Annotated in this window: 20 protein-coding genes; 8 read left to right on the forward strand and 12 right to left on the reverse strand. The window is 62.2% G+C overall.

Annotated features, from left to right (window positions below):
• The first annotated feature begins 264 nt into the window (after positions 1-264).
• Genes tagH through D0550_RS14630 form a run of 3 tightly spaced genes read left to right on the forward strand, consistent with a single transcriptional unit; the run spans position 265 to position 3902 of the window.
• The gene (gene tagH, locus D0550_RS14620) at positions 265-1599 is read left to right on the forward strand and encodes a type VI secretion system-associated FHA domain protein TagH (protein WP_116809944.1); all 1335 of its coding nucleotides are present in this window, start codon (positions 265-267) and stop codon (positions 1597-1599) included.
• Positions 1600-1604: 5 nt separating this feature from the next.
• Positions 1605-2330, forward strand: coding sequence for a PP2C family protein-serine/threonine phosphatase (locus D0550_RS14625; protein WP_206606296.1), 726 nt, complete (start codon positions 1605-1607; stop codon positions 2328-2330).
• Between the two features lie 42 nt (positions 2331-2372).
• Complete coding sequence (locus tag D0550_RS14630; protein ID WP_116809945.1) at positions 2373-3902, forward strand: serine/threonine-protein kinase; 1530 nt, start codon at positions 2373-2375, stop codon at positions 3900-3902.
• 13 nt (positions 3903-3915) lie between these two features.
• On the opposite strand, the gene D0550_RS14635 is transcribed toward D0550_RS14630, so the two are convergent.
• A complete protein-coding gene (locus tag D0550_RS14635) occupies positions 3916-4158 on the reverse strand; it encodes a helix-turn-helix domain-containing protein (protein WP_116809946.1) in 243 nt (80 codons plus the stop codon).
• 157 nt (positions 4159-4315) lie between these two features.
• Between D0550_RS14635 and proS the strand changes: the two genes are divergently transcribed.
• Both proS and D0550_RS14645 read left to right on the forward strand, forming a co-directional pair.
• On the forward strand, positions 4316-5875 hold the full coding sequence (gene proS, locus D0550_RS14640) for a proline--tRNA ligase (RefSeq protein WP_116809947.1): 1560 nt from the start codon (positions 4316-4318) through the stop codon (positions 5873-5875).
• 38 nt (positions 5876-5913) lie between these two features.
• Positions 5914-6834, forward strand: coding sequence for an EamA family transporter (locus D0550_RS14645; RefSeq protein ID WP_116809948.1), 921 nt, complete (start codon positions 5914-5916; stop codon positions 6832-6834).
• Here D0550_RS14645 and D0550_RS14650 read toward each other — a convergent pair.
• The gene (locus D0550_RS14650; protein ID WP_116809949.1) at positions 6779-7603 is read right to left on the reverse strand and encodes a LytR/AlgR family response regulator transcription factor; all 825 of its coding nucleotides are present in this window, start codon (positions 7601-7603) and stop codon (positions 6779-6781) included. The two genes, D0550_RS14645 and D0550_RS14650, sit on opposite strands and share 56 nt — an antisense overlap.
• Before the next feature lie 3 nt (positions 7604-7606).
• The gene (locus D0550_RS14655; protein ID WP_161965831.1) at positions 7607-8695 is read right to left on the reverse strand and encodes a sensor histidine kinase; all 1089 of its coding nucleotides are present in this window, start codon (positions 8693-8695) and stop codon (positions 7607-7609) included.
• Between the two features lie 328 nt (positions 8696-9023).
• Here D0550_RS14655 and D0550_RS14660 point away from each other — a divergent pair, with 328 nt between their 5' ends.
• Positions 9024-9386 (forward strand): UrcA family protein, encoded by a 363-nt coding sequence (locus tag D0550_RS14660; protein ID WP_116809951.1) that lies wholly within the window; start codon positions 9024-9026, stop codon positions 9384-9386.
• Positions 9387-9445: 59 nt separating this feature from the next.
• Here D0550_RS14660 and D0550_RS14665 read toward each other — a convergent pair whose 3' ends face one another.
• The 4 genes from D0550_RS14665 to D0550_RS14680 form a co-directional block, all read right to left on the reverse strand.
• Positions 9446-10360 carry a DMT family transporter gene (locus tag D0550_RS14665; protein ID WP_206606297.1) on the reverse strand — a complete coding sequence of 305 codons (915 nt, stop codon included), beginning with the start codon at positions 10358-10360 and terminating at the stop codon, positions 9446-9448.
• A gap of 57 nt (positions 10361-10417) precedes the next feature.
• Complete coding sequence (locus D0550_RS14670; protein WP_116809953.1) at positions 10418-10555, reverse strand: DUF3096 domain-containing protein; 138 nt, start codon at positions 10553-10555, stop codon at positions 10418-10420.
• Between the two features lie 63 nt (positions 10556-10618).
• Positions 10619-11299, reverse strand: coding sequence for an alpha/beta hydrolase (locus D0550_RS14675; protein WP_116809954.1), 681 nt, complete (start codon positions 11297-11299; stop codon positions 10619-10621).
• A gap of 15 nt (positions 11300-11314) precedes the next feature.
• Positions 11315-13369, reverse strand: coding sequence for a response regulator (locus D0550_RS14680; RefSeq protein ID WP_161965832.1), 2055 nt, complete (start codon positions 13367-13369; stop codon positions 11315-11317).
• 220 nt (positions 13370-13589) lie between these two features.
• On the opposite strand from D0550_RS14680, the gene D0550_RS14685 reads away from it, so the two are divergent.
• On the forward strand, positions 13590-13997 hold the full coding sequence (locus tag D0550_RS14685) for a hypothetical protein (RefSeq protein ID WP_116809956.1): 408 nt from the start codon (positions 13590-13592) through the stop codon (positions 13995-13997).
• Between the two features lie 13 nt (positions 13998-14010).
• On the opposite strand, the gene D0550_RS14690 is transcribed toward D0550_RS14685, so the two are convergent.
• The 5 genes from D0550_RS14690 to D0550_RS14710 form a co-directional block, all read right to left on the reverse strand.
• Positions 14011-14484, reverse strand: a complete 474-nt coding sequence (locus D0550_RS14690) for a DUF5658 family protein (RefSeq protein ID WP_116809957.1) — start codon at positions 14482-14484, stop codon at positions 14011-14013.
• A 249-nt stretch (positions 14485-14733) separates the two neighbouring features.
• Positions 14734-15084, reverse strand: a complete 351-nt coding sequence (locus tag D0550_RS14695) for a hypothetical protein (protein ID WP_116809958.1) — start codon at positions 15082-15084, stop codon at positions 14734-14736.
• A 145-nt stretch (positions 15085-15229) separates the two neighbouring features.
• On the reverse strand, positions 15230-16117 hold the full coding sequence (locus D0550_RS14700) for a LysR substrate-binding domain-containing protein (protein WP_116809959.1): 888 nt from the start codon (positions 16115-16117) through the stop codon (positions 15230-15232).
• A gap of 250 nt (positions 16118-16367) precedes the next feature.
• The gene (locus D0550_RS14705) at positions 16368-17207 is read right to left on the reverse strand and encodes a family 1 encapsulin nanocompartment shell protein (protein WP_116809960.1); all 840 of its coding nucleotides are present in this window, start codon (positions 17205-17207) and stop codon (positions 16368-16370) included.
• Entirely contained in the window at positions 17204-17629 is a 426-nt protein-coding gene (locus D0550_RS14710; RefSeq protein ID WP_116809961.1) for an encapsulin-associated ferritin-like protein, read from the reverse strand. The genes D0550_RS14705 and D0550_RS14710 overlap by 4 nt, the downstream gene beginning before the upstream one ends.
• A 146-nt stretch (positions 17630-17775) precedes the next feature.
• On the opposite strand from D0550_RS14710, the gene D0550_RS14715 reads away from it, so the two are divergent.
• Positions 17776-18369 carry a hypothetical protein gene (locus tag D0550_RS14715; protein WP_116809962.1) on the forward strand — a complete coding sequence of 198 codons (594 nt, stop codon included), beginning with the start codon at positions 17776-17778 and terminating at the stop codon, positions 18367-18369.
• The last annotated feature ends 93 nt before the right edge of the window (positions 18370-18462 follow it).

Here is an 18462-nt window from a genome sequence, read left to right on the forward strand (position 1 = left end):
CTCGGTGACCTGCGGCTCGGCGGCCAGCGTGACTTGCGACCACCCCGCGGCCACACTCAAGAGCACCGCGCCCAGGACGCGTGCCCAGCCTTGTAACAAACCGGTGCAACGCGCCGAAACGCTTGTTTTAACAGGGAAGTGTGGGTTCTTACTCATCATTCTTGCAGACCTCTGGCCGATACTGCGATGCTTGGTCGGCTGGTGTAATGCCCGATATAAGTACCAATTATCGACTGGATATCCATCGACTGGCAGTGGCTTCGCATGATTCTCACCCTCGAAGTGACCGGCCCGCAGGCCCAGGCGACAGGCGCCGCCGGTCGCAAGGTCTTCAAGGCCATCGGCGGCACCATCGGGCGCCTGCCGGACAATGATTGGGTGTTCCCCGACCCGTATGTGTCGGGTCGGCATGCATTGATCCGCTACGTCAACGGCAAGTTCTTCATCGAAGACACCAGCACCAACGGCGTATTCATCAATTCGCCTGACAATCGGCTGACACGAGGGCAGCCGCAGCAGTTGCGCAACGGCGACTTGCTGTACATCGACGCGTATCAGATCAATGTTTCCATTCAGAACGACGCCACCGAGGAGGCGCGCAACGATCCGTTCGCGGCATTGAAGAACGGGCCGAAGCTGGTGCCCCCGCCGCGCCGTGCGTCGGAAGACAGAACCGAGAGTCTGGCGGCGAGTCGGCACAACGACAACCGCAACGCCACGATTCTGCAAGACTCGACCGCCCGGGTCGACGAGGATGAGGAAGAGGACGACGACGAGGCCGACGAGGATCATGCCACCGAATGGTTCGGCATGGCCGAGGTGGCCGAGCCGAAGAAGCCGGCGCCCGCCGTCGTTGCCGCTCGTCCTCGGCCCGAAGTTGTAAAGTCCACGGTCGCGATCCAGGCGCCGTCTCGTTCGCAGCCGCAGCGATCCGCCCCCGTTGCCAAGGCCACTGCGAAAGTCGCGCCCAAAGAGGTGCCCAGCACGCCGGCGCCGCGGCCGGGCAATGACGCGCAGCTGCAAGCGCTGTTCGATGCAGCGGGTATCGAAGGTCTGGAACCGAGTGCCGAAAACGCGCGTATGCTTGGAGACATTTTGCGGATCGCGCTTGGTGGTGTGATGGAAGCTTTGCGAACGCGCGAACGCTTGAAGGATGAATTGCGCATGCGGGGCACCTCGTTCAAGGCGGCGGCCAACAATCCGTTGAAGTTCTCTGCGAACGTCGACGACGCTTTTCACAATCTGCTGGTGAAGCAGAATCCGGCGTATCTGCCGCCGGCCGATGCGTTCGAGGATGCGTTCCGGGACGTGCGCGATCATCAGTCGGCGCTGCTGGTGGCAATGCGGCTGGCGTTCGAATCGATGCTGTCGCAGTTCGATCCGCAGCGCATGCAGGACGAGTTCGACCGGCAGATGAAAGGCTCCATCCTCGGCGTGCCGGCCAAGCTACGCTATTGGGATCTGTATCGGGACAAGTACGGCGAGCTGAGCAAAGATGCCGAAACCGGCTTCCGCACGCTGTTCGGCGACGCGTTCACACGCGCTTATGAGGAGCATCTGGAGCGGCTGAAAAAATCCAGCCGGCCGGTAGGGCAGTGACCTTCATGGATGAAACATTGGTGGAAGAGGACATTCACCCCGTCTACGTCTCCGCAGGCATCACCGACGTGGGTCGCCTGCGGGCCACGAACCAGGATGCGTTCGTGGAGCTGCATGCCGCCGGTGTCTGGGCTGTGGCCGACGGCATGGGTGGCTATCGCGATGGCGATGTTGCCAGCCGCATGGTCTGCGAGGGAGTGCAGCTGCTGACCGGCGACGGCGCACTGGACCAGGCTGTAATGGCCGTGCGTCAGCGCATGAGCGAGGTCAATCGTCGTTTGTATGAAGCGTCGGTGCGGCCCATCAATCCCATCGTCAGCGGCAGCACCGTCGCCGTCATGCTGGTTCGACGTACCGAGCTTGCCGTGCTGTGGGCGGGGGACAGCCGCGTCTATCGCTGGCGCCAGGGTCAGTTGACCCAGCTGACGACGGATCACACCTGGGCGGCCGAGCTGAATCTGCAGCATCCCGATGAAGAAGCGGACCACGCCATCACCCGCGCAGTGGGTGGCGAAGCCACGTTGACCCTCGATCTCCGGAAGGATCGGGTGCGGCTCGGCGATCGCTATCTGCTGTGTTCGGATGGCCTGACGCGAGAGCTGAACGACGCGCAGATCGCAGCGGCGTTAGCGGCCGGTGATGTGCAGGCAGCCGCCCGAAAACTGATCGACGCCACTTTGAAAGCGGGTGCGCGCGACAATGTGACGGTCGTCATTGTCGAAGCCACGTGACAGGCATAGGAAGCGGCTGACGTCCTCAATGTCGGCGCTCGTATGAAACCCACGGACGAAGAACAAACCAGGCTGCGCCCCGCCACACCCGACGCCACACTGCAGCGCTCTGGTACGGAGCTGCGCACGCTGCGGCATTCAGCACCCGAGCCGACCACCGTACGCGATGCGCAGGATGGCGGTGATACGGCCGCCCGCACGCTGCAGGCCGGGCGCCCCGTTCAAGATCCGGAAGCCGCGTTTGCGCCTACGCTCGAGGCACCGGAGCGCGGGTACCACGGAAGGTTGATTCATTCTGAACCACAACCTGCGCAGGCAGGCCCGCTGGAACCGGGCTCGGTCATCAAACAACGCTTCGTGCTGGAGACCATGCTCGGCAAAGGCGGCATGGGTCTGGTGTTCGGTGCCGTCGATCGCCGCAAGCTCGAAGCGCGCGATCCGAATCCTCGCGTTGCATTGAAAGTGCTGAACGCGGATTTCGCCCGGCATCCGCAGTCGTTCATGGCTTTGCAGCGCGAAGCGCGCAAGGCGCAGACGCTGGCGCATCCCAACGTCGTGACTGTGTTCGACTTCGATCGCGACGGCGACACCGTCTATATGACGATGGAGCTGCTCAAAGGTCGCTCGCTCGATGCCATCGTTCGCGAAGGGCGCGGCAAGGGCAATAGCGCCGAAGTCGCTTTGCCCATCATTCGTGGCATTGCCGAAGGGCTGGCGTACGCGCATCGCAAAGGCATCGTGCATTCGGATCTGAAGCCGGGCAACGTGTTCATCGCCTCGGATGGCACCGCGAAGATTCTGGATTTCGGCATCGCGCGGGCCGTGCCGAGCTCTATCGCCGAAGAGAACAAAGATGAGTTCGATGCAGGCTCGCTGGGCGCGTACACCGAAGCGTATGCGACGGATGAAATGGTCGCCGGTGTCGATCCCCATCCCGTGGACGATATGTATGCGCTCGGCATCATTGCGTACGAGCTGGTCACGGGTTTCCATCCCTATCAGCGGCACAGTGCTCCGAACGCGCGCAAACTTGGCATCAAGCCCGCACCGCTCAAAGGACTGAAGCGTAAGCACGCGCGCGCGATCGAAAGCTGTTTGTCATTCGAGCGCAAGGATCGGCCACAAAATGCTGCCGAGTTCCTCAAGTCATTCCGGGGCGTCACGCGACTACAGAAAGTCACGCTGGCGGCGGCTGCCGTGCTGGCGCTCACGTCCAGCTATTTCTGGTATCAAAACTACGTTGAGACCAGCCCGGCCATGGCGTTCAGCGAGCTGTCGGCGCAGACCCAGCAGGACTTCCGCACTGCCATGAAAGAAGGCGATGAGGCCTGGGCATTCTACGAGCGCGAGGGCTTTGCGGATGCCATCGAATCGGCGCTGGCGAGTTATGCCAAGGCGTACGACCTGCATCCGCGTAACCGGGAAGCTGTCGCAGCACTGAATCGCGCGGCTGACGAAGCTTTACGAGTGACGAAGAATGAGCCGGCGCGGCGTCGCGAGATCGCCAACAGTCTGCAATTGCTCAGCACTCACTTCCGCAAATACGCGCCTGTCGTCGACGCCTCAAAGTAATTGCGAGGACATCTCATGCGCGATATTTCGCACGTACGTCTCGAATGGCGCGGCTCGCATCCATATCCAGGGCATCCGCGATCGCAATGAACTCGACGACGTCGATGCGCCGCTCGCCGCCTTCGTATTTGGAAATGAAGCTCTGCGGCTTACCGAGGCGATCCGCCAGTTGCTGCTGCGTAAAACCGGCCTTTTCTCGTGCCGCTACCAGCAACTCGAGCAAGCGAACATGAGCAGGTGAGCGCAGTGACTTCAAGACGGCGGGCTCCGTGTGACGCCCGTGTCTATATTCCGCATCGAGTGATATCCCAACTTAGGATACGCGCGCCGGGCTTCGTCTGGCCGGGAAAATCTGCTGTAATCGCGCCCCTTCCCCGGCGCCATGCCGGCAGCGCACCCGAAGTCCTCCAGACATGAGCAGCAAACCCCAGACCCAGGCCGCCGGCGGCAAGGCCGCCAAGACCGCCATCACCCCCACCCGGGATGAAAACTATGCCGAGTGGTATCAGCAGGTTATTCGCGGCGCCGATCTGGCCGAGAACTCGGCCGTGCGCGGCTGCATGGTCATCAAGCCGTGGGGCTATTCGCTGTGGGAGAACATGCAGCGGGTGCTGGACGACATGTTCAAGGCCACCGGCCATCAGAACGCCTACTTCCCGCTGTTCATCCCGCTGTCCTTCATGCAGAAGGAAGCCGCCCACGTCGAAGGCTTCGCCAAGGAATGCGCGGTCGTCACCCATCACCGCCTGGAAGCCGGGCCGGATGGCAAGCTGCGTCCCACCGGCGAGCTGGAAGAGCCGCTGATCGTCCGCCCCACCTCCGAAACCATCATCGGCGATGCGTTCTCGCGCTGGGTGCAGAGCTACCGCGACCTGCCGCTGCTGATCAATCAGTGGGCCAACGTGGTGCGTTGGGAAATGCGCACCCGCATGTTCCTCCGGACCGCCGAATTCCTCTGGCAGGAAGGCCACACCGCCCACGCCATCAAGCAGGAAGCGGTCGAAGAGACCATGCGCATGCTCGAGGTGTACGCGACGTTCGCCGAAGAGTGGATGGCCGTGCCGGTAATCCGCGGCGAGAAAACTCCCAACGAGCGCTTCCCCGGCGCCGAACAGACCTTCTGTATCGAAGCCATGATGCAGGATCGCAAGGCGCTGCAGGCCGGCACAAGCCACTTCCTCGGCCAGAACTTCGCCAAGGCCAGCGGCATCGAGTTCCTGGATCAGAACGGCCAGCATCAGCACGCCTGGACCACCAGCTGGGGCGTGTCGACCCGTCTGATCGGCGGCCTGCTGATGACTCATTCCGACGATGACGGTCTGGTGCTGCCGCCCAAGCTGGCGCCGGTGCAGGTCGTGATCCTGCCCATCTACCGTTCCGATGAAGATCGTGCGCGCGTGATCGAGTATTGCCGCAAGGTGGCTGACGAGTTGCGCGTGCAGCGCTTCGCCGAGCGTCCGATTTCGGTCGTCGTCGATGAGCGGGATGAGCGCGGTGGCGACAAGGTCTGGAACTGGATCAAGAAAGGCGTGCCGGTGCGTATCGAAGTCGGTCCGCGCGATCTGGAGAAGGATGCTTTGTTCGTCGGTCGTCGCGATCGCGCGCCGAAGGACAAACAGAGCATTGGGCGCAGTGACTTCGTCGCTGCCATCGGCGCGACGCTGCAGTCCATTCAGGATGGCTTGTTCGAGCGGGCGAAGGCGTATCGAGAGCAGTTCACGAAGCGCATCGATACCAAGGAAGAGTTTTACGAATACTTCACCGCGCCCCGCGTGGCCGAGAATGCGCCGACGCCGATTCACGGCGGCTTTGCGCTGACGCACTTCAGCGGCGAAGCGGCTCTCGAAGAGCGGATCAAGTCGGAGCTGGGCGTGACTGTCCGCTGCATCCCGCTCGAAAAGAGCGAGCCTGGCATCTGCCCGTTCACCGGCAAGCCGAGCCCGCAGCGGGTGGTGTGGGCCAAGGCGTACTGAGCGGCACCGCGGCCAGCTCGCTGGCCAGATAACGAGTCATGTCCGCGGTCTCTCGCGCCAACTGGCAAATTCATTTCTGCGTCGTCCTGTGGGGATTCACTGCCATTCTCGGCAAGATGATCTCCCTGGAGACGTTAGGGCTGGTCTGGTGGCGACTGGTGCTCGTCACCGTTGCGTTGGTACTCGTGCCGCGCTTCTGGCGCGGACTCACCACGGTGCCGCCGCGGCTGATTGCGATCTACGCTGGCATCGGCGCGGTAGTCGCGCTTCATTGGCTGGCGTTCTACGGCTCCATTCGCCTGGCGAATGCTTCGGTGGCCGCCACCTGTCTGGCGCTATCGCCCGTGTTTCTCGCCTTCATCGAACCGTTCCTGGTCGGCCGTCGTTTCGACATGCGTGAGCTGTTGTTCGGCGTGGCGGCGATTCCGGGGGTTGCGCTGGTCGTGGGTGGGACGCCGACAAGCATGCGTTTGGGCGTGGCTGTTGGCGTGCTCAGCGCATTGCTGGTGTCGGTCTATGCCAGCCTCAACAAACGGTACATCGGCAACTCCGATGCGCTCACGGTCACCGGCCTGGAGATCGGCGCGGGGCTGTTGTTGATTACAGTGATCTCGGCCGTGATGGCGCCCGAGACAGTGTTTGTTCCGCCGTCAGTGCGGGATGCGACGCTGCTCGCCGTGCTCGCAATCGGCTGCACACTTCTGCCATTTGCATTGTCGCTGGCAGCGCTTCGTCATGTGAGCGCTTTCTCGGCGACCATCGCGCTCAACATGGAACCGGTGTACGCGATCGTGCTCGCCATCATTTTGCTCGGCGAGCAACGCGAGCTCAGCCCGAGTTTCTATCTTGGCGTCGCCATCGTGCTGGCGGCGGTATTTCTGCACCCGTGGCTGGTGCGCCCCGCTAGCGTCGCTGCAGCAGCTGATCGACCCGATCCCGGTAAGAGCGGCTCAGCTTGATCTCCTGGCCGTCGTCGAGCGTGAGGAAATATTCGCCGTTGGTGTGAGGCCGCAGCCGTCGCACGCGTGACACGTTGACGATCGTCGACCGGTGCACGCGTTGGAACAGCTTCGGATCGAGCACGGATTCCAGCGACTTCATCGTCTCCCGCAATACATAGGTGCGGCCGTCGGCGTGCACACACATGTAGTCGCCGGCAGCATCGATCCAATCGATGCTCTTCACGTCCACCCTGACCGTGCCGGCGTCATCGCGAATCGGCAGGATCTGTGGATATTGCGGCTGACTTTCGCCGTGCAGATATTCACGTAGCGTTTGCTCGTCCACCTGCCCGGCGCCTTGGGTGCTCGCGAGCAGCTTCATCAACTGTTCCCGCTGGCTGAGCGCATTCTTCTGTTGCCAATAGCCACGCACGCGATCCAGCGCCTGGGCGAAACGCAGATCGTTGATGGGCTTGAGCAGGTAGTCGATGGCCTGCGCCTCGAAGGCATCCAGCGCATAGCGATCGTAAGCGGTGACGAAGATCACCATCGGCAGCGACTCCTGCGGCAGCCGCGCCAGCACTTCGAAACCCGAGATCCCCGGCATCTGGATATCCAGGAACATCAGATCCGGCCGTTGCGCGATCACGGTTTCAATGGCTTCGCGGCCATTGGCGCAATGCCCGACGATGGTGATATCGGGATGCTGGGCGAGGCGCAGCTCGACGCCCCGCCGGGCGAGCTCTTCATCATCGACGATGATGGTGCGAATCGGTTGGTCACTCATGGCTTACTCATGCCGCCCGGCTCCGCTGGGAGCCGTGGCGCGTTCCGCTGGAAACGTCAACGACACCCGCAATCCGGGGTCGGTGTTCGTTACTGCAACGATGCCGCGATCTCCATACAGCACCTGCAGGCGCTCGCGAGTATTGCGAATACCAACGCCACGACCATTGGCCAAACGGGTCGCATCGATCATTCCCGGGCCGTCATCGGCAACTTCCAGTTGCAGCATGCCGCCCGTGATGTGCGCGCCAATGCGGATCTGTCCGCCCTGCTCCCGCGGCGACACCGCGTATTTGATCGCGTTCTCGATCAGAGGCTGTAGCAGCAGGCTGGGCACCAGCATGCAGCTGGCCGCCTCTTCAATGGCGTAGTTCAGCTTCAGGCGCGAGCCGAAGCGCATGGTCTCGATGTTCAAATACAGGTTGAGCGCGTCCATCTCCTGCGCGACCGTGACCTTTTTCATCGGGTCCTGATCGAGCGTGTAACGCAGGAACTCCGACAGACCCGTGACCGCGTTGTTCGCCGTGCTGTTGCGGTTGTCGAGAATCAGCGTGGAAATTGCATTCAGCGTATTGAACAGGAAGTGCGGGTTGAGCTGATAACGCAGCATCTTCAGCTGGGCTTCCTGCGCCAGCGACGCCGCCTGGAGGGTCGCGATACGTTGCGACTGCAGCGACTCGTAGTAACGCACGCCGAAATACAGGCCGATCCAGCACGTGATCAGATACATCGAGCTGAGCGTGCCACCGAAGAATTCGGTCCAGTGCTTGAGGGGCCATGCGAGGTCCACGTACGCGTGATAGAACCAGTTCATGATCACACGGAGCAGGCCGGCCGTGACCCAGGCAGCGGCTAGCGCGCCCGCGATCATCGTGGGTGGCGGCTGCCTCCAGAGCCACCGGCAGATATAGCGCAGCGGCATGGTGAGAATGCAGCCCGAGGCTGCCGCTACGGCGATGTACTGCACATAGGCCACCGGCTTGCCATAGAGCAGCGCGCCGACGTATTGCGAGACGCCGTACGCACTCCAACCGAGCACGTGCAGGGACCAGAACAGCGCGTTTCTATTTTGTTTCAGTTGTGCGAGGTCCATGTGGCCACTGTAAGCAAGGGACGCCGCGCATTCCATCATTTCGTCGCGCCTGCGGCACGCCCGGTCGCAAGGCGTGCTCCATTGAGTCAAAACACGCGCCTTGGGCCGACATAACAGGTGCTCCGGCACTGCTGTAGCGGCAGTTGCGTGTGCGTTGAGGCGATTCGCCGGAGCGGTGAGCAGAGGGAATGCAGGGTCGTCGCGGCCGCTCCAACTTGCGTCGATAAAAATTCTCGTCGCCTGCAACCCTTTGCGAAGCTCCTGCATCTCAAGGACAAGCGCGCGATGAACGGTACGAAAGAAAGACGAAGTTAGAGGAGACTCGATCATGTCCAGCCACAAGACCTTCCGTGTTGCGCGTTACGCTGCTTGTGCGTTCACTGCCCTGGCCTGCGGTGCCGCCGCTCACGCTAGCGACGTGCCGGCCGCTGAGGCCCCAGCGGCGACCACCGTCCAATATTCCGATCTGGATCTTTCCAAGCAGGCCGATGCGCAGGCTTTGTACAGCCGCCTGCAACGCGCTGCGGATCGGGTCTGCGTGCAGTACAAAGAGCTGCGCAATCTCGACAGGATGAAGCTGTACAACGAGTGCTACCAGGACACGCTGGCGCGCGCCGTCGCTAACGTCGATCATGCAATGGTGAATGCGGCGTACGTGGCGGATGAGCGGGTCCGAATCGCGAGCCGCTGAGAGTGATCGTCCGCTCGAGGGCGGCGCGATCGGCTCACACCATCGCGTCGCCGAGCGGGTCAGTCGGCGCGTTGCGCTTCAGGCTTGGGTTTTCCGAGCTGCGCTTCGCGCCACGAGATATACAACGTCGATGCAATGATGACGCCGGCGCCCAGCATAGTCACTGCGTTCGGCACTTCTCGAAACAGCGCGAAACCGAGGATGATCGCGAATACCAGGCGGGTGTAATCGATCGGCGCCATCACCATCGCATCGCCTTCCGCCATGCCTTTGATATAGCAAGCCTGGGTCACCAGGCCCAATATTCCCATCGCGCTCAGCAGGACCAGATCCATGAGGCTCGGCGTACGCCAGGCGATCAGCGCACCCGGGATGGTGAGCACGAAACCGAGCACCGCGGACCAGGCCATCAAGGTCACGGTCGTGTGATCGCGCGTCATGACTTTCATCCCGGTCACGGTCAGCGCAATCAATAGGGCGGACACCAGCGCGGCGGTCGCTGGCAAACCGAATCCGCTGGCGGCTGATGGCTGCAGCATCAACAACGCGCCGACGAAACCAATCATGGTGGCCGCGACACGGCGTGGCCCCACCTGCTCCTTCAGCACGAACGCAGCCAGCGGCACGAGCCACAACGTGCGCGTGAACGACAGCGCGTTGGCGTCCGCCAGCGGCATTTTCTGATAAGCGTAGAAGCCGAGGATCATGCCGGCCGTTCCGGCCGTCGCGCGAAACAACAGCAATCCCGGGCGTGAGGTGCGAAAGGTTTCACGCGGATTGCGCGCGATCAACGGAAGCATTACCACCAGGCCGGCGGCATTACGATAGAACGTTTGCAGTGCCGCCGAGTAGTCCTCGCCGAGAAACTTGATGAGCATCGTCATCACAGTGAATGACGCGGCGGATGCGAGCATCCACAGCGTGCCACGAGAATTTCGATGCAGGCGGTTGTAGCGGGCGGTAAGGTTCTTCACGTGCCTGGGTCACCACCACGGCGACCCAAACTTTACCGCAAAGTGACCGGGGTTAGGCTACAGTCGCGATCCGAACAGGCCGAGCAGGCCGATGATGATGAGATAAATGGCGACGATGTAATTCAACAGTCGCGGCACGACCAGGATCAGAATGCCGGCGACCAGTGCAACCAGGGGACCGATGCTGACGTACATACCCGTGCCTTTGTTCGTGACCGAGGATCACAGGCGGTACGTCGCAGCACGGGCGTTTGTTCCTCAGGCCAGGCGGGCCTGCAGCCATTTCGAGATATCGACCACCTCTTCCATACAAACTGAATGCTCCATGGGATAGGTGTGCCATTCGACGCGATAACCGAGGCCCTGTAACACGTCGCGCGACGCCTCTCCCATTTGCGCTGGAACGACGGGGTCATGCACGCCATGGCACATCAGGATTGGCACATCGCGATTCGCGTCGGCAGCCTCGGCGGCCAATGAGGCTCGCAAAGGCAGATAGGTGCTCAACGCCATCACGCCCGCGAGGCGTTGCTGATAGCGCAAGGCAGTTTGCAACGCGATGGCGCCGCCTTGCGAGAAGCCGGCAATGACGATTTTGCTGGCCGGAATGCCTCGGGCGATCTCCTGTTCGATATATCGATTCACGACACCTGCGGATTCGCGGATGCCGGCATCGTCTTCGGCGCGCTCCGGACCAAAGCCCTTGATGTCATACCAGGCGCGCATCACGTAGCCGTTGTTGATCGTGACGGGGCGCGGCGCAGCGTGCGGAAAAATGAATCGCACCGGCAGCGTGGCGGGCAGGCGCAGCTCATCGACGATGGGCACGAAATCAAAACCGTCCGCGCCGAGCCCGTGCAGCCAGATCACTGCGGCGACGGGTGTTGCCGCTGGCGTCAGAACGACGGCATCGGCGGATTCCAGAGTCGTATAGGACATGTCAGCTCCGAGGCATCAAGGCTCGCGCGATTGCAAGAGTTCTGTCACTGCTGCGCCGAGCTCGGCCACATTGAAGGGCTTGCGCAATTGCTTACCCGTGCCGAGCGCGGCTTCCACCGCGGCACTGTCGGCGTAGCCTGAGACGATCAGCACCGGCAAACCCGGTTGTTTGAGCTGGGCGGCTTTGCCCAGTTCCGCGCCGTTCATGCCGGGCATGGCGAAATCGGCGAGCAGCAGATCGAAGCGCTGCGCATCCAGCAATACCAGCGCATCGACGCCATTATCCGTATCTCGCACGTCGTAGCCCAGCGAGCGCAGCGATTCAGTCATGAATCGTCGCACCAGACGGTCGTCGTCGACGACCAGCACGGCGGCGTTCTTCTTCACCGGCTCGGGTTCTGCTTGTGCCGGCACGGGTGCAGCCGGTATCGGCGCGGGTACGACGGCGTCGGCGGGTGCGAGAGGCAGGATCAAGCGAACCGTCGTGCCCTGGTGCATTTCGCTGTCGATGTGCAGGGAGCCGCCCGATTCACGAGCCACCGCATAGACCTGCGACAGTCCCAATCCTGTGCCCTGTCCCACCGCCTTGGTCGTAAAGAAGGGCTCGATGGCCCGTGCGCGCACCTCTTCAGTCATGCCGACGCCGGTGTCAGTCACGGACAGCTGCACGTAGTCGCGTTTCGGCAGATCTCGATCCGCCGCGTTCGTGAGGCGCGCGCTAATGATGAGTACGCCCCCGGCGGGCATGGCATCACGCGCGTTCACTGCAAGATTCAGCAGCGCCAGCTCGAGCTGATTCGCATCGCTCATCACCATGCGCGCATCCGGATCGAGCTCCATGCGCACTTCGATCGAAGGGCCGACCGACTGCCTGAGCAAGCCGCTCATGCCATTGAACAGCTGTTGCAGATCGACCGGCCCAACCGCCATACGCTGGCTGCGGGAAAACGCCAGCAGTTGCGAGGCGAGCTTCGCGCCCCGCCGCGACGCTTCGAGCGCGTTATCCGCCAGTCTCTGCAGCCGTTCGTTGTCCTTCACTTTATTGCGGATCAGGTCGAGATTGCCGATCACTGCAGTCAGCAGGTTGTTGAAGTCGTGCGCGATGCCGCCGGTGAGCTGTCCGACAGCTTCCATTTTCTGCGACTGGCGCAATGTTTCTTCGGCGCGGCGGCGCTCGGTCATGTCTCGCAGCATCAGCAGAGTCAACGTGCCACCGAGTAGCAGCGCGCCTGCGGCCGCCAACGCCGCGGCGACCAGCGACCAGGTTGTGGGTGCATCGATGGCGGCCGACGCCACAGCCAGATGAGCCGACCATTGCGACCACGGCGACGTATGAAATGCCGTGTAGTTCTTCAGGCCTTCGTACGTGGTGCCTCGATACAACCCACGATCGCCGTCGCGAATGGCATTGCGCACGAACTCGGTGGCCGGCGTACCGACGCGTGTTTCGAAGCTGACCGTGCGTGCGACGAACCTGCCGTTCCTATCGACAATGGCTGCGGTCGTGCCAGGCGCGGCCACTGCGGACAGCAGTTGCTGAAATTCATGCGGTTCGATACCCGCGCCGAGCACGTAGCGCAGCTGACCCTCGATGCTGACGGGCGCGTAAACCCAGGCCAGCGCCTCGGGTGGCGCAGTGATCGAGCCGGCGATGGGAGTCTCGCTGCGGCGGACGTCGCTCAACGCCTGCGACTGTGTTTCATCGAGCGGTCGCGGTGTGCCTAAAGGACGGCGCAGATCGAACAATTCCTGTGCATTCTGTGCGTCGATCAGCAGGATCGTGCGCCACGCCGGATTGGCCGCTTTCACGCGTTGCACGCGCGAGTAAAACTCCCGCATGTTGCCCTTGGCGAGGTCGACCGAGCTGGTCAGCACGTTCAGTGCAGCCAGATCGCGGCGCAGGCGACCGTCGACCAGCATGGTCGCAAGCTCGCTGCGGCTGAGCGTATCGGTCTCGATACGAGCCCGTTCAGCACGCAGGAAATAAAAAGCGCCGACTGCGACAAACACCACGGTGGGCAGCGTCGCGGCAACCCCCAAGGTGATCAGCGAGCGCCGGAAGAATCGCATTCGTTGTTCTCGTCCGGCCAAAGGTCGGTATTTTGCCTTGCGCCACGGCGCTGAGATAGCTGTAAGCGAGGCTGAGGGGCCGGCGTAGGTAATCGACTGGGAGGACGCTGCGGGGAAATGCGCGGTCATGCTCAGGGGTTGGCGCTTTGACCTTCATCACAGAAATGGCAAAGTGACGGCGCTATATCTGGCCACCACCTGCTTACTCGGTTCATTCCCCATGCAAACGCGCAAGCTGCACGGACTAATTGCCTTTGCCTTGTATCTCGTGGGCGCGGTCGTTTATTCCTCACTCTCGGGCGAGCCGATGGACCTGTGGCGCGTGGCGCTGTGGAGCATGGTCGGCGTCGGTAGTTATATGGCGCTGTCGCGTTTGTTTGGCTTCGATCCGCACCGCACGCGCATCGACGCCGGCGAGCCGGCGTATGTGCACTATGTGGATCGTTGGGAGCTGCGCCTGGGGCAGGCAACGCTATCCATGCTCGGCGGTATCGTGGTCGCAGCGCGCTTGTTCGATGCCGAGCACTTCGTGATGGCTGTGGTCAGCGGCACCTTGTCGGCGTGGACTTACTTTGCCTTTCGCTGGTACGTCGGCGGTTATCGGGCGCCCGCCGTCGCCGGCAAGTAATCGAATACGAAAATCAAATCATCGGCGGCGGGTTTGCGAGCAGGTGCAGCTCATATCTCACCAGCGCCACATAGCAGCCGACGACCAGGTACAGCAGCAGCTCGCCTGGGAATAACCTGAACAGCTTCATCCTGGCGCAAACCACCAGGACGGCGGCGCCCAGACTGGTGAGTGTCAGCTTGATCGCGGCGAACCAGCCGACGTTGTGCGGCACGAACAGCGCCATGAATGGATTCACCTCGCTCGCGCCCTGCGACATCAGCATCAACGTCAGCACGCCATCGAGTGTCGACAAGCCGAGGATCAGCAGCACCAGCGCCAGCACTCGGGGCGAGTGCCAATCGATGATGGTATAGACACGATCGGCCGCGCGACGTCCGGCACGACGGCGCGGGTTCAGTGCGCCACGCCAATAGGCAGCAATGCCGTACTGCCGGCGCTCGATACCGCTGCGACGTTCGTTGGGGACGCGTTCCGTTGCGAGCATAGATGGGAGGCCTCGACTCGACTTTCAGCGCGGTCAGTGTGCGTGAAGAGTGCGCTGCGAGGGGCGGAAGTTACCGTAATCAGCAGCGAAAGAAATTCGCGGGCGCGGGAACTTGTCGAGAAAATTATCAGAAAGCACTCCGGGAGGAGCGTCCTTGCGAGCGCGTACTGCAGGGGGATGTCAGTCGCGCACGCCTCCCGGAGCGTGAGTCGGGTGGCACCACCTTCGTCAGGTGGTGCCGGTCATCGCTTAACGAGAGGCCACCTGCTCGGTGAGCGGCTTGCCGTTGAGCGCAATCACCGCGCCGCTGCGATCGACGATGCAGGTACCGCGGGCAATGTATTTGCCGCTTTCCACACCCTTGGCGCTGACCACGATCTTGTAGGCGCGCGCGTGAATGCTGAGCGGGTTGATCGCGCCTTCGTCCTTCTTGATCCTCACCGGCTGCTCCTTCGGCAGGCTGGAGGCGACGAAAGCGTTGATGCACGAGTCCATCGCGGCATCGTCGTTGTGCGCCTGGCTGGCGAGCGGTGCGGCGAGCGCGCAGGTGGCGGCAGCAAACGACAGGGACTTGACGATACGGGTGCTGAGCTTGTTCATGACGATGTCTCCAAAGGCGTTGATGAAAACTCACATCCCCTGGAACGTTTCTTTATGGAGTGGGCGCACTGTAGAGCGGCCGGTCCGAGGTCGACAAACGAGAAGATTTCATGCTGGCAGCAAACGCGCTCATGCAGGCGCTGCATCACGCCGCAATGCTGAATTCTTCGATCAGCCACTGCGTGAGTGCTTTGACATTGGGCCGCTCCGCATCTTCCTTGCGCAGGATCAGGAAATAACTCTCGCCAGTTTCCAGCTCGCGATCGAACAATTTCACCAACGTGCCTTGCGCGAAGCGTTCGTTACCGAGGCGTGACGAAACGAGTGCAACGCCGACGCCGTGCTCGGCCGCTTCCGCGGCGGTATTCATGGAATCGAAACGCACGATGCTTTTGGGTCGCAGGTCGATGCCGAGTGTTTGCGCCCAGCGCTGCCAGCCGTCACGGCGCGCCTCGTGAATGAGCAAGGTATGTTTGTTCAGGTCCTGCACCGTATCGATCGGCACACGCTGCAACAACGTCGGCGAGCATGCCGGCACGAACGTTTGCGAGAACAATTTGTGACAGGCGTGATCGTGCACTTCGTCCGGTGCGGCGCCGACCACGATGGACAGATCGGCCTCGGCCGGATGTGACTGCAGCGGACCGGAAATCGTGTTGATATGCACGTCTGTATCCGGTCGTACTTCGAGAAACGACGGCAGGCGCGGCAACAGCATCTCGGTCGCGAAAAATGGCGGGATGTGCAGACGAACCACATCGCGGCCGTAACGAATGCGCAACTGTTCGGTGACCGATTCGAGACGCGCGAATACTGTCTCCAGATGTTGTAAATAGCTCTGGCCGGCTTCGGTCAGCGTCAACGAGCTCGGTCCGCGCTCGAACAGTGCGACGCCGAGCTGTTCCTCGAGCCCCTTGATCTGGTGGCTGACCGCGGACGGCGTAATGCACAGCTCCTCGGCGGCAGCCTTGAAGCTCAGGCGCGTCGCAGCGACTTGAAAGGTCTTGAGAAACTTCAGCGAAGGCAGGCGCATGTTCGCAAGCCGCGGAACGGCGGCAGGTCAGGTCGAGACAGGATGTCACGTCTTCATGACAGCAATTACTGTGCCGACTCTCGGAAACAATGAATTCCGGGCGCTCCGGCCACGATCGCTGAACGCCGCGTTGCGTGGTCGCCCCACGCGCAGGCAACGTTGTCAGGTCGCGCGCAAATAGAGTGCGGTCAAGGGTTTATGTCACCCTTTGTTAACAATTCGTCAATCGTTGCGAGCGCCGCGTCGTTGTTTATTTAGCGGGCGTCACATCCACCGCCGCGTCCCCGGCCGCATACGTCAGCGGAACCGCGGCCTCCGGAGACAGCACACGGAAAGTGAAGCTCTGCTGCAAATAAAGCAGCACCGAGGTGCTGGTGTGGTCGAGATAGCCCACCGAGAAATCCTGGCCAACGATCAGCTCGAAGTCGCCGCCGCGCAAACTCATTACCACCGCGCCATCGACGGCAGGCGCCCAAACGATCGGCCCGTCCACCAGTTCTCGGACGTGATTGATGATGGGATAGCCACGCAAGGTGCTGCGAGTCAGCCCGGTGTAGCAGCGTGGTCCGAGCGCGATGCCGTACGGTCCGCTTACGCCTTCACTGCGCAATCGATGCGTCGCTTCCGCGACTACGTCGGGATAGGCGTCGTAGTCGACCGGAATGGTCAGTCCATGGTCCGCGGACGCGGGAAAGATGCCGTCGATATCGCCGGCGGCATAGCCCTGGAAGACGGCTCGATCTTCGGCGATCGCAGCGGCCCGGGCCGCGTTACGAACCGAATCCAGGTCGGGGTTGGTATCGCCGCGCCCGATCGCGTCCAGTTCCTCGCGATCCACCTCGAACGGAATGCGGATCTCGATCAATGGCAGCGACAGCCGCAGCCGGGACACCACGCCGTCCTGGATCGAAGGCGACAAGGTCCGCGTGCGTCCGGTCGAGACCGAGGAGCAATTCCAGCCCAGCGGGCCTTTGAAATCCACCAGCCGGCGCGCGGCCAGCAATGTCTTCAGCGTCCGCGTCGCCTCGGCGTCGATCTCCTGCCACGCTTCGGTAGAGATCGGTGCGTGATCGCGTAGCAGCTCGTTCATGGTTTGCTTCCTGTGCCGGTGAACCGCGCCAGCTCGCGAATCGGGTTCTGCTGTTCACCCCGCAGACTGCCGATGGCCAGACAGCCGTCGCCGGCACCGTTTCCTGCGCCGCCGCCGCCGTGCTCGGCTTCGTGCTCGATCTCCAGCACGGATTGCTCGGTGAACAGGTAAGTGCGCAAGTGCTCATCGAGCTTGGGATCCTTGCGGCGCAGCCACTCCAGCACCATGGCGGCGTGCTCTTTTTCCTCATCGCGGTTGTGCGCCAGGATGCGCTTGAGCTCCTGGTCCGTGGCGGCGTCGATGCGCTGGTCGTACCAGTCGACCGCTTCCAGCTCCTCCATGAGCGAGGCCACGGCGCGGTGCCGGTCGATGGTCTCGGGACGCAGCGCCTTGGCGCTTTCGTGCAAGGATTCGCTAGACATGGCTCGATGAATGCGCAGTGATTGCCGGTACGTCAAACCAGTACGCATGAAGCCGCCCGCGGTTCCGACTAGTCATCACGGCTTCTTCACGATTTGAGCAGGATTCTGGCTTGCGTTTGGGGCGGCGCATCCACTATTACTGACCGGTGTTCGAGCGGCTCTTCACTCATCCCCTCTGGGCGTATCGAACCGGCACGTTTGCATTTGCGAGCGCCTGGCCGTTAGGCCTGCTCATTTCTTCGATTCTGGTAGCCGCCGCGCTGGTGGCCTGGTCGCTGTGGCGCCGGCGGGCGCTGGGCTGGCGACTGCTGTGGCCGGTCGGTGTTCTGCAGACCCTGTTGCTGGCGCTGGTCCTATGCCTGTTGTGGCGACCAGTGCTGAATGTCGAACGGGTGCGCGATCGTGAGAACGAGCTCGCCATCGCAATCGATGCTTCCGCCAGCATGGCGTACGGCGATGCCGGCCAATCGCGGCTGCAGGAAGTGGCCCGCCGCCTTTGCAGAAACGGCACCATGCAAAGCGGCTGGAAAAAAAAATCCTTCGCCGTGCGCATGTTCGGCTTCGCGCAGACCACGACGCCGCTGAAACAACCCTCGAAAGCGATGCCGCCGCCCAGGCCGGCAGACGCGCATCGGCGAATTGCGCTTCCATTCAAGTGTTTTGCAAAATGTGCAGGCAGCGCGCCCCTTTCGCCGGCGTTATCTTGTTTCAGCGACGGCGCGAGAATGGCGACACACTGAGCGAGGAGCGTCTCGCTGAGATCGCATCCTATGGCGTGCCCGTTCACACCGTCGGCCTCGGTCCGGAGCGAGTGACCGATGATCTGGAGCTGG

This window comes from Steroidobacter cummioxidans (assembly GCF_003104955.1).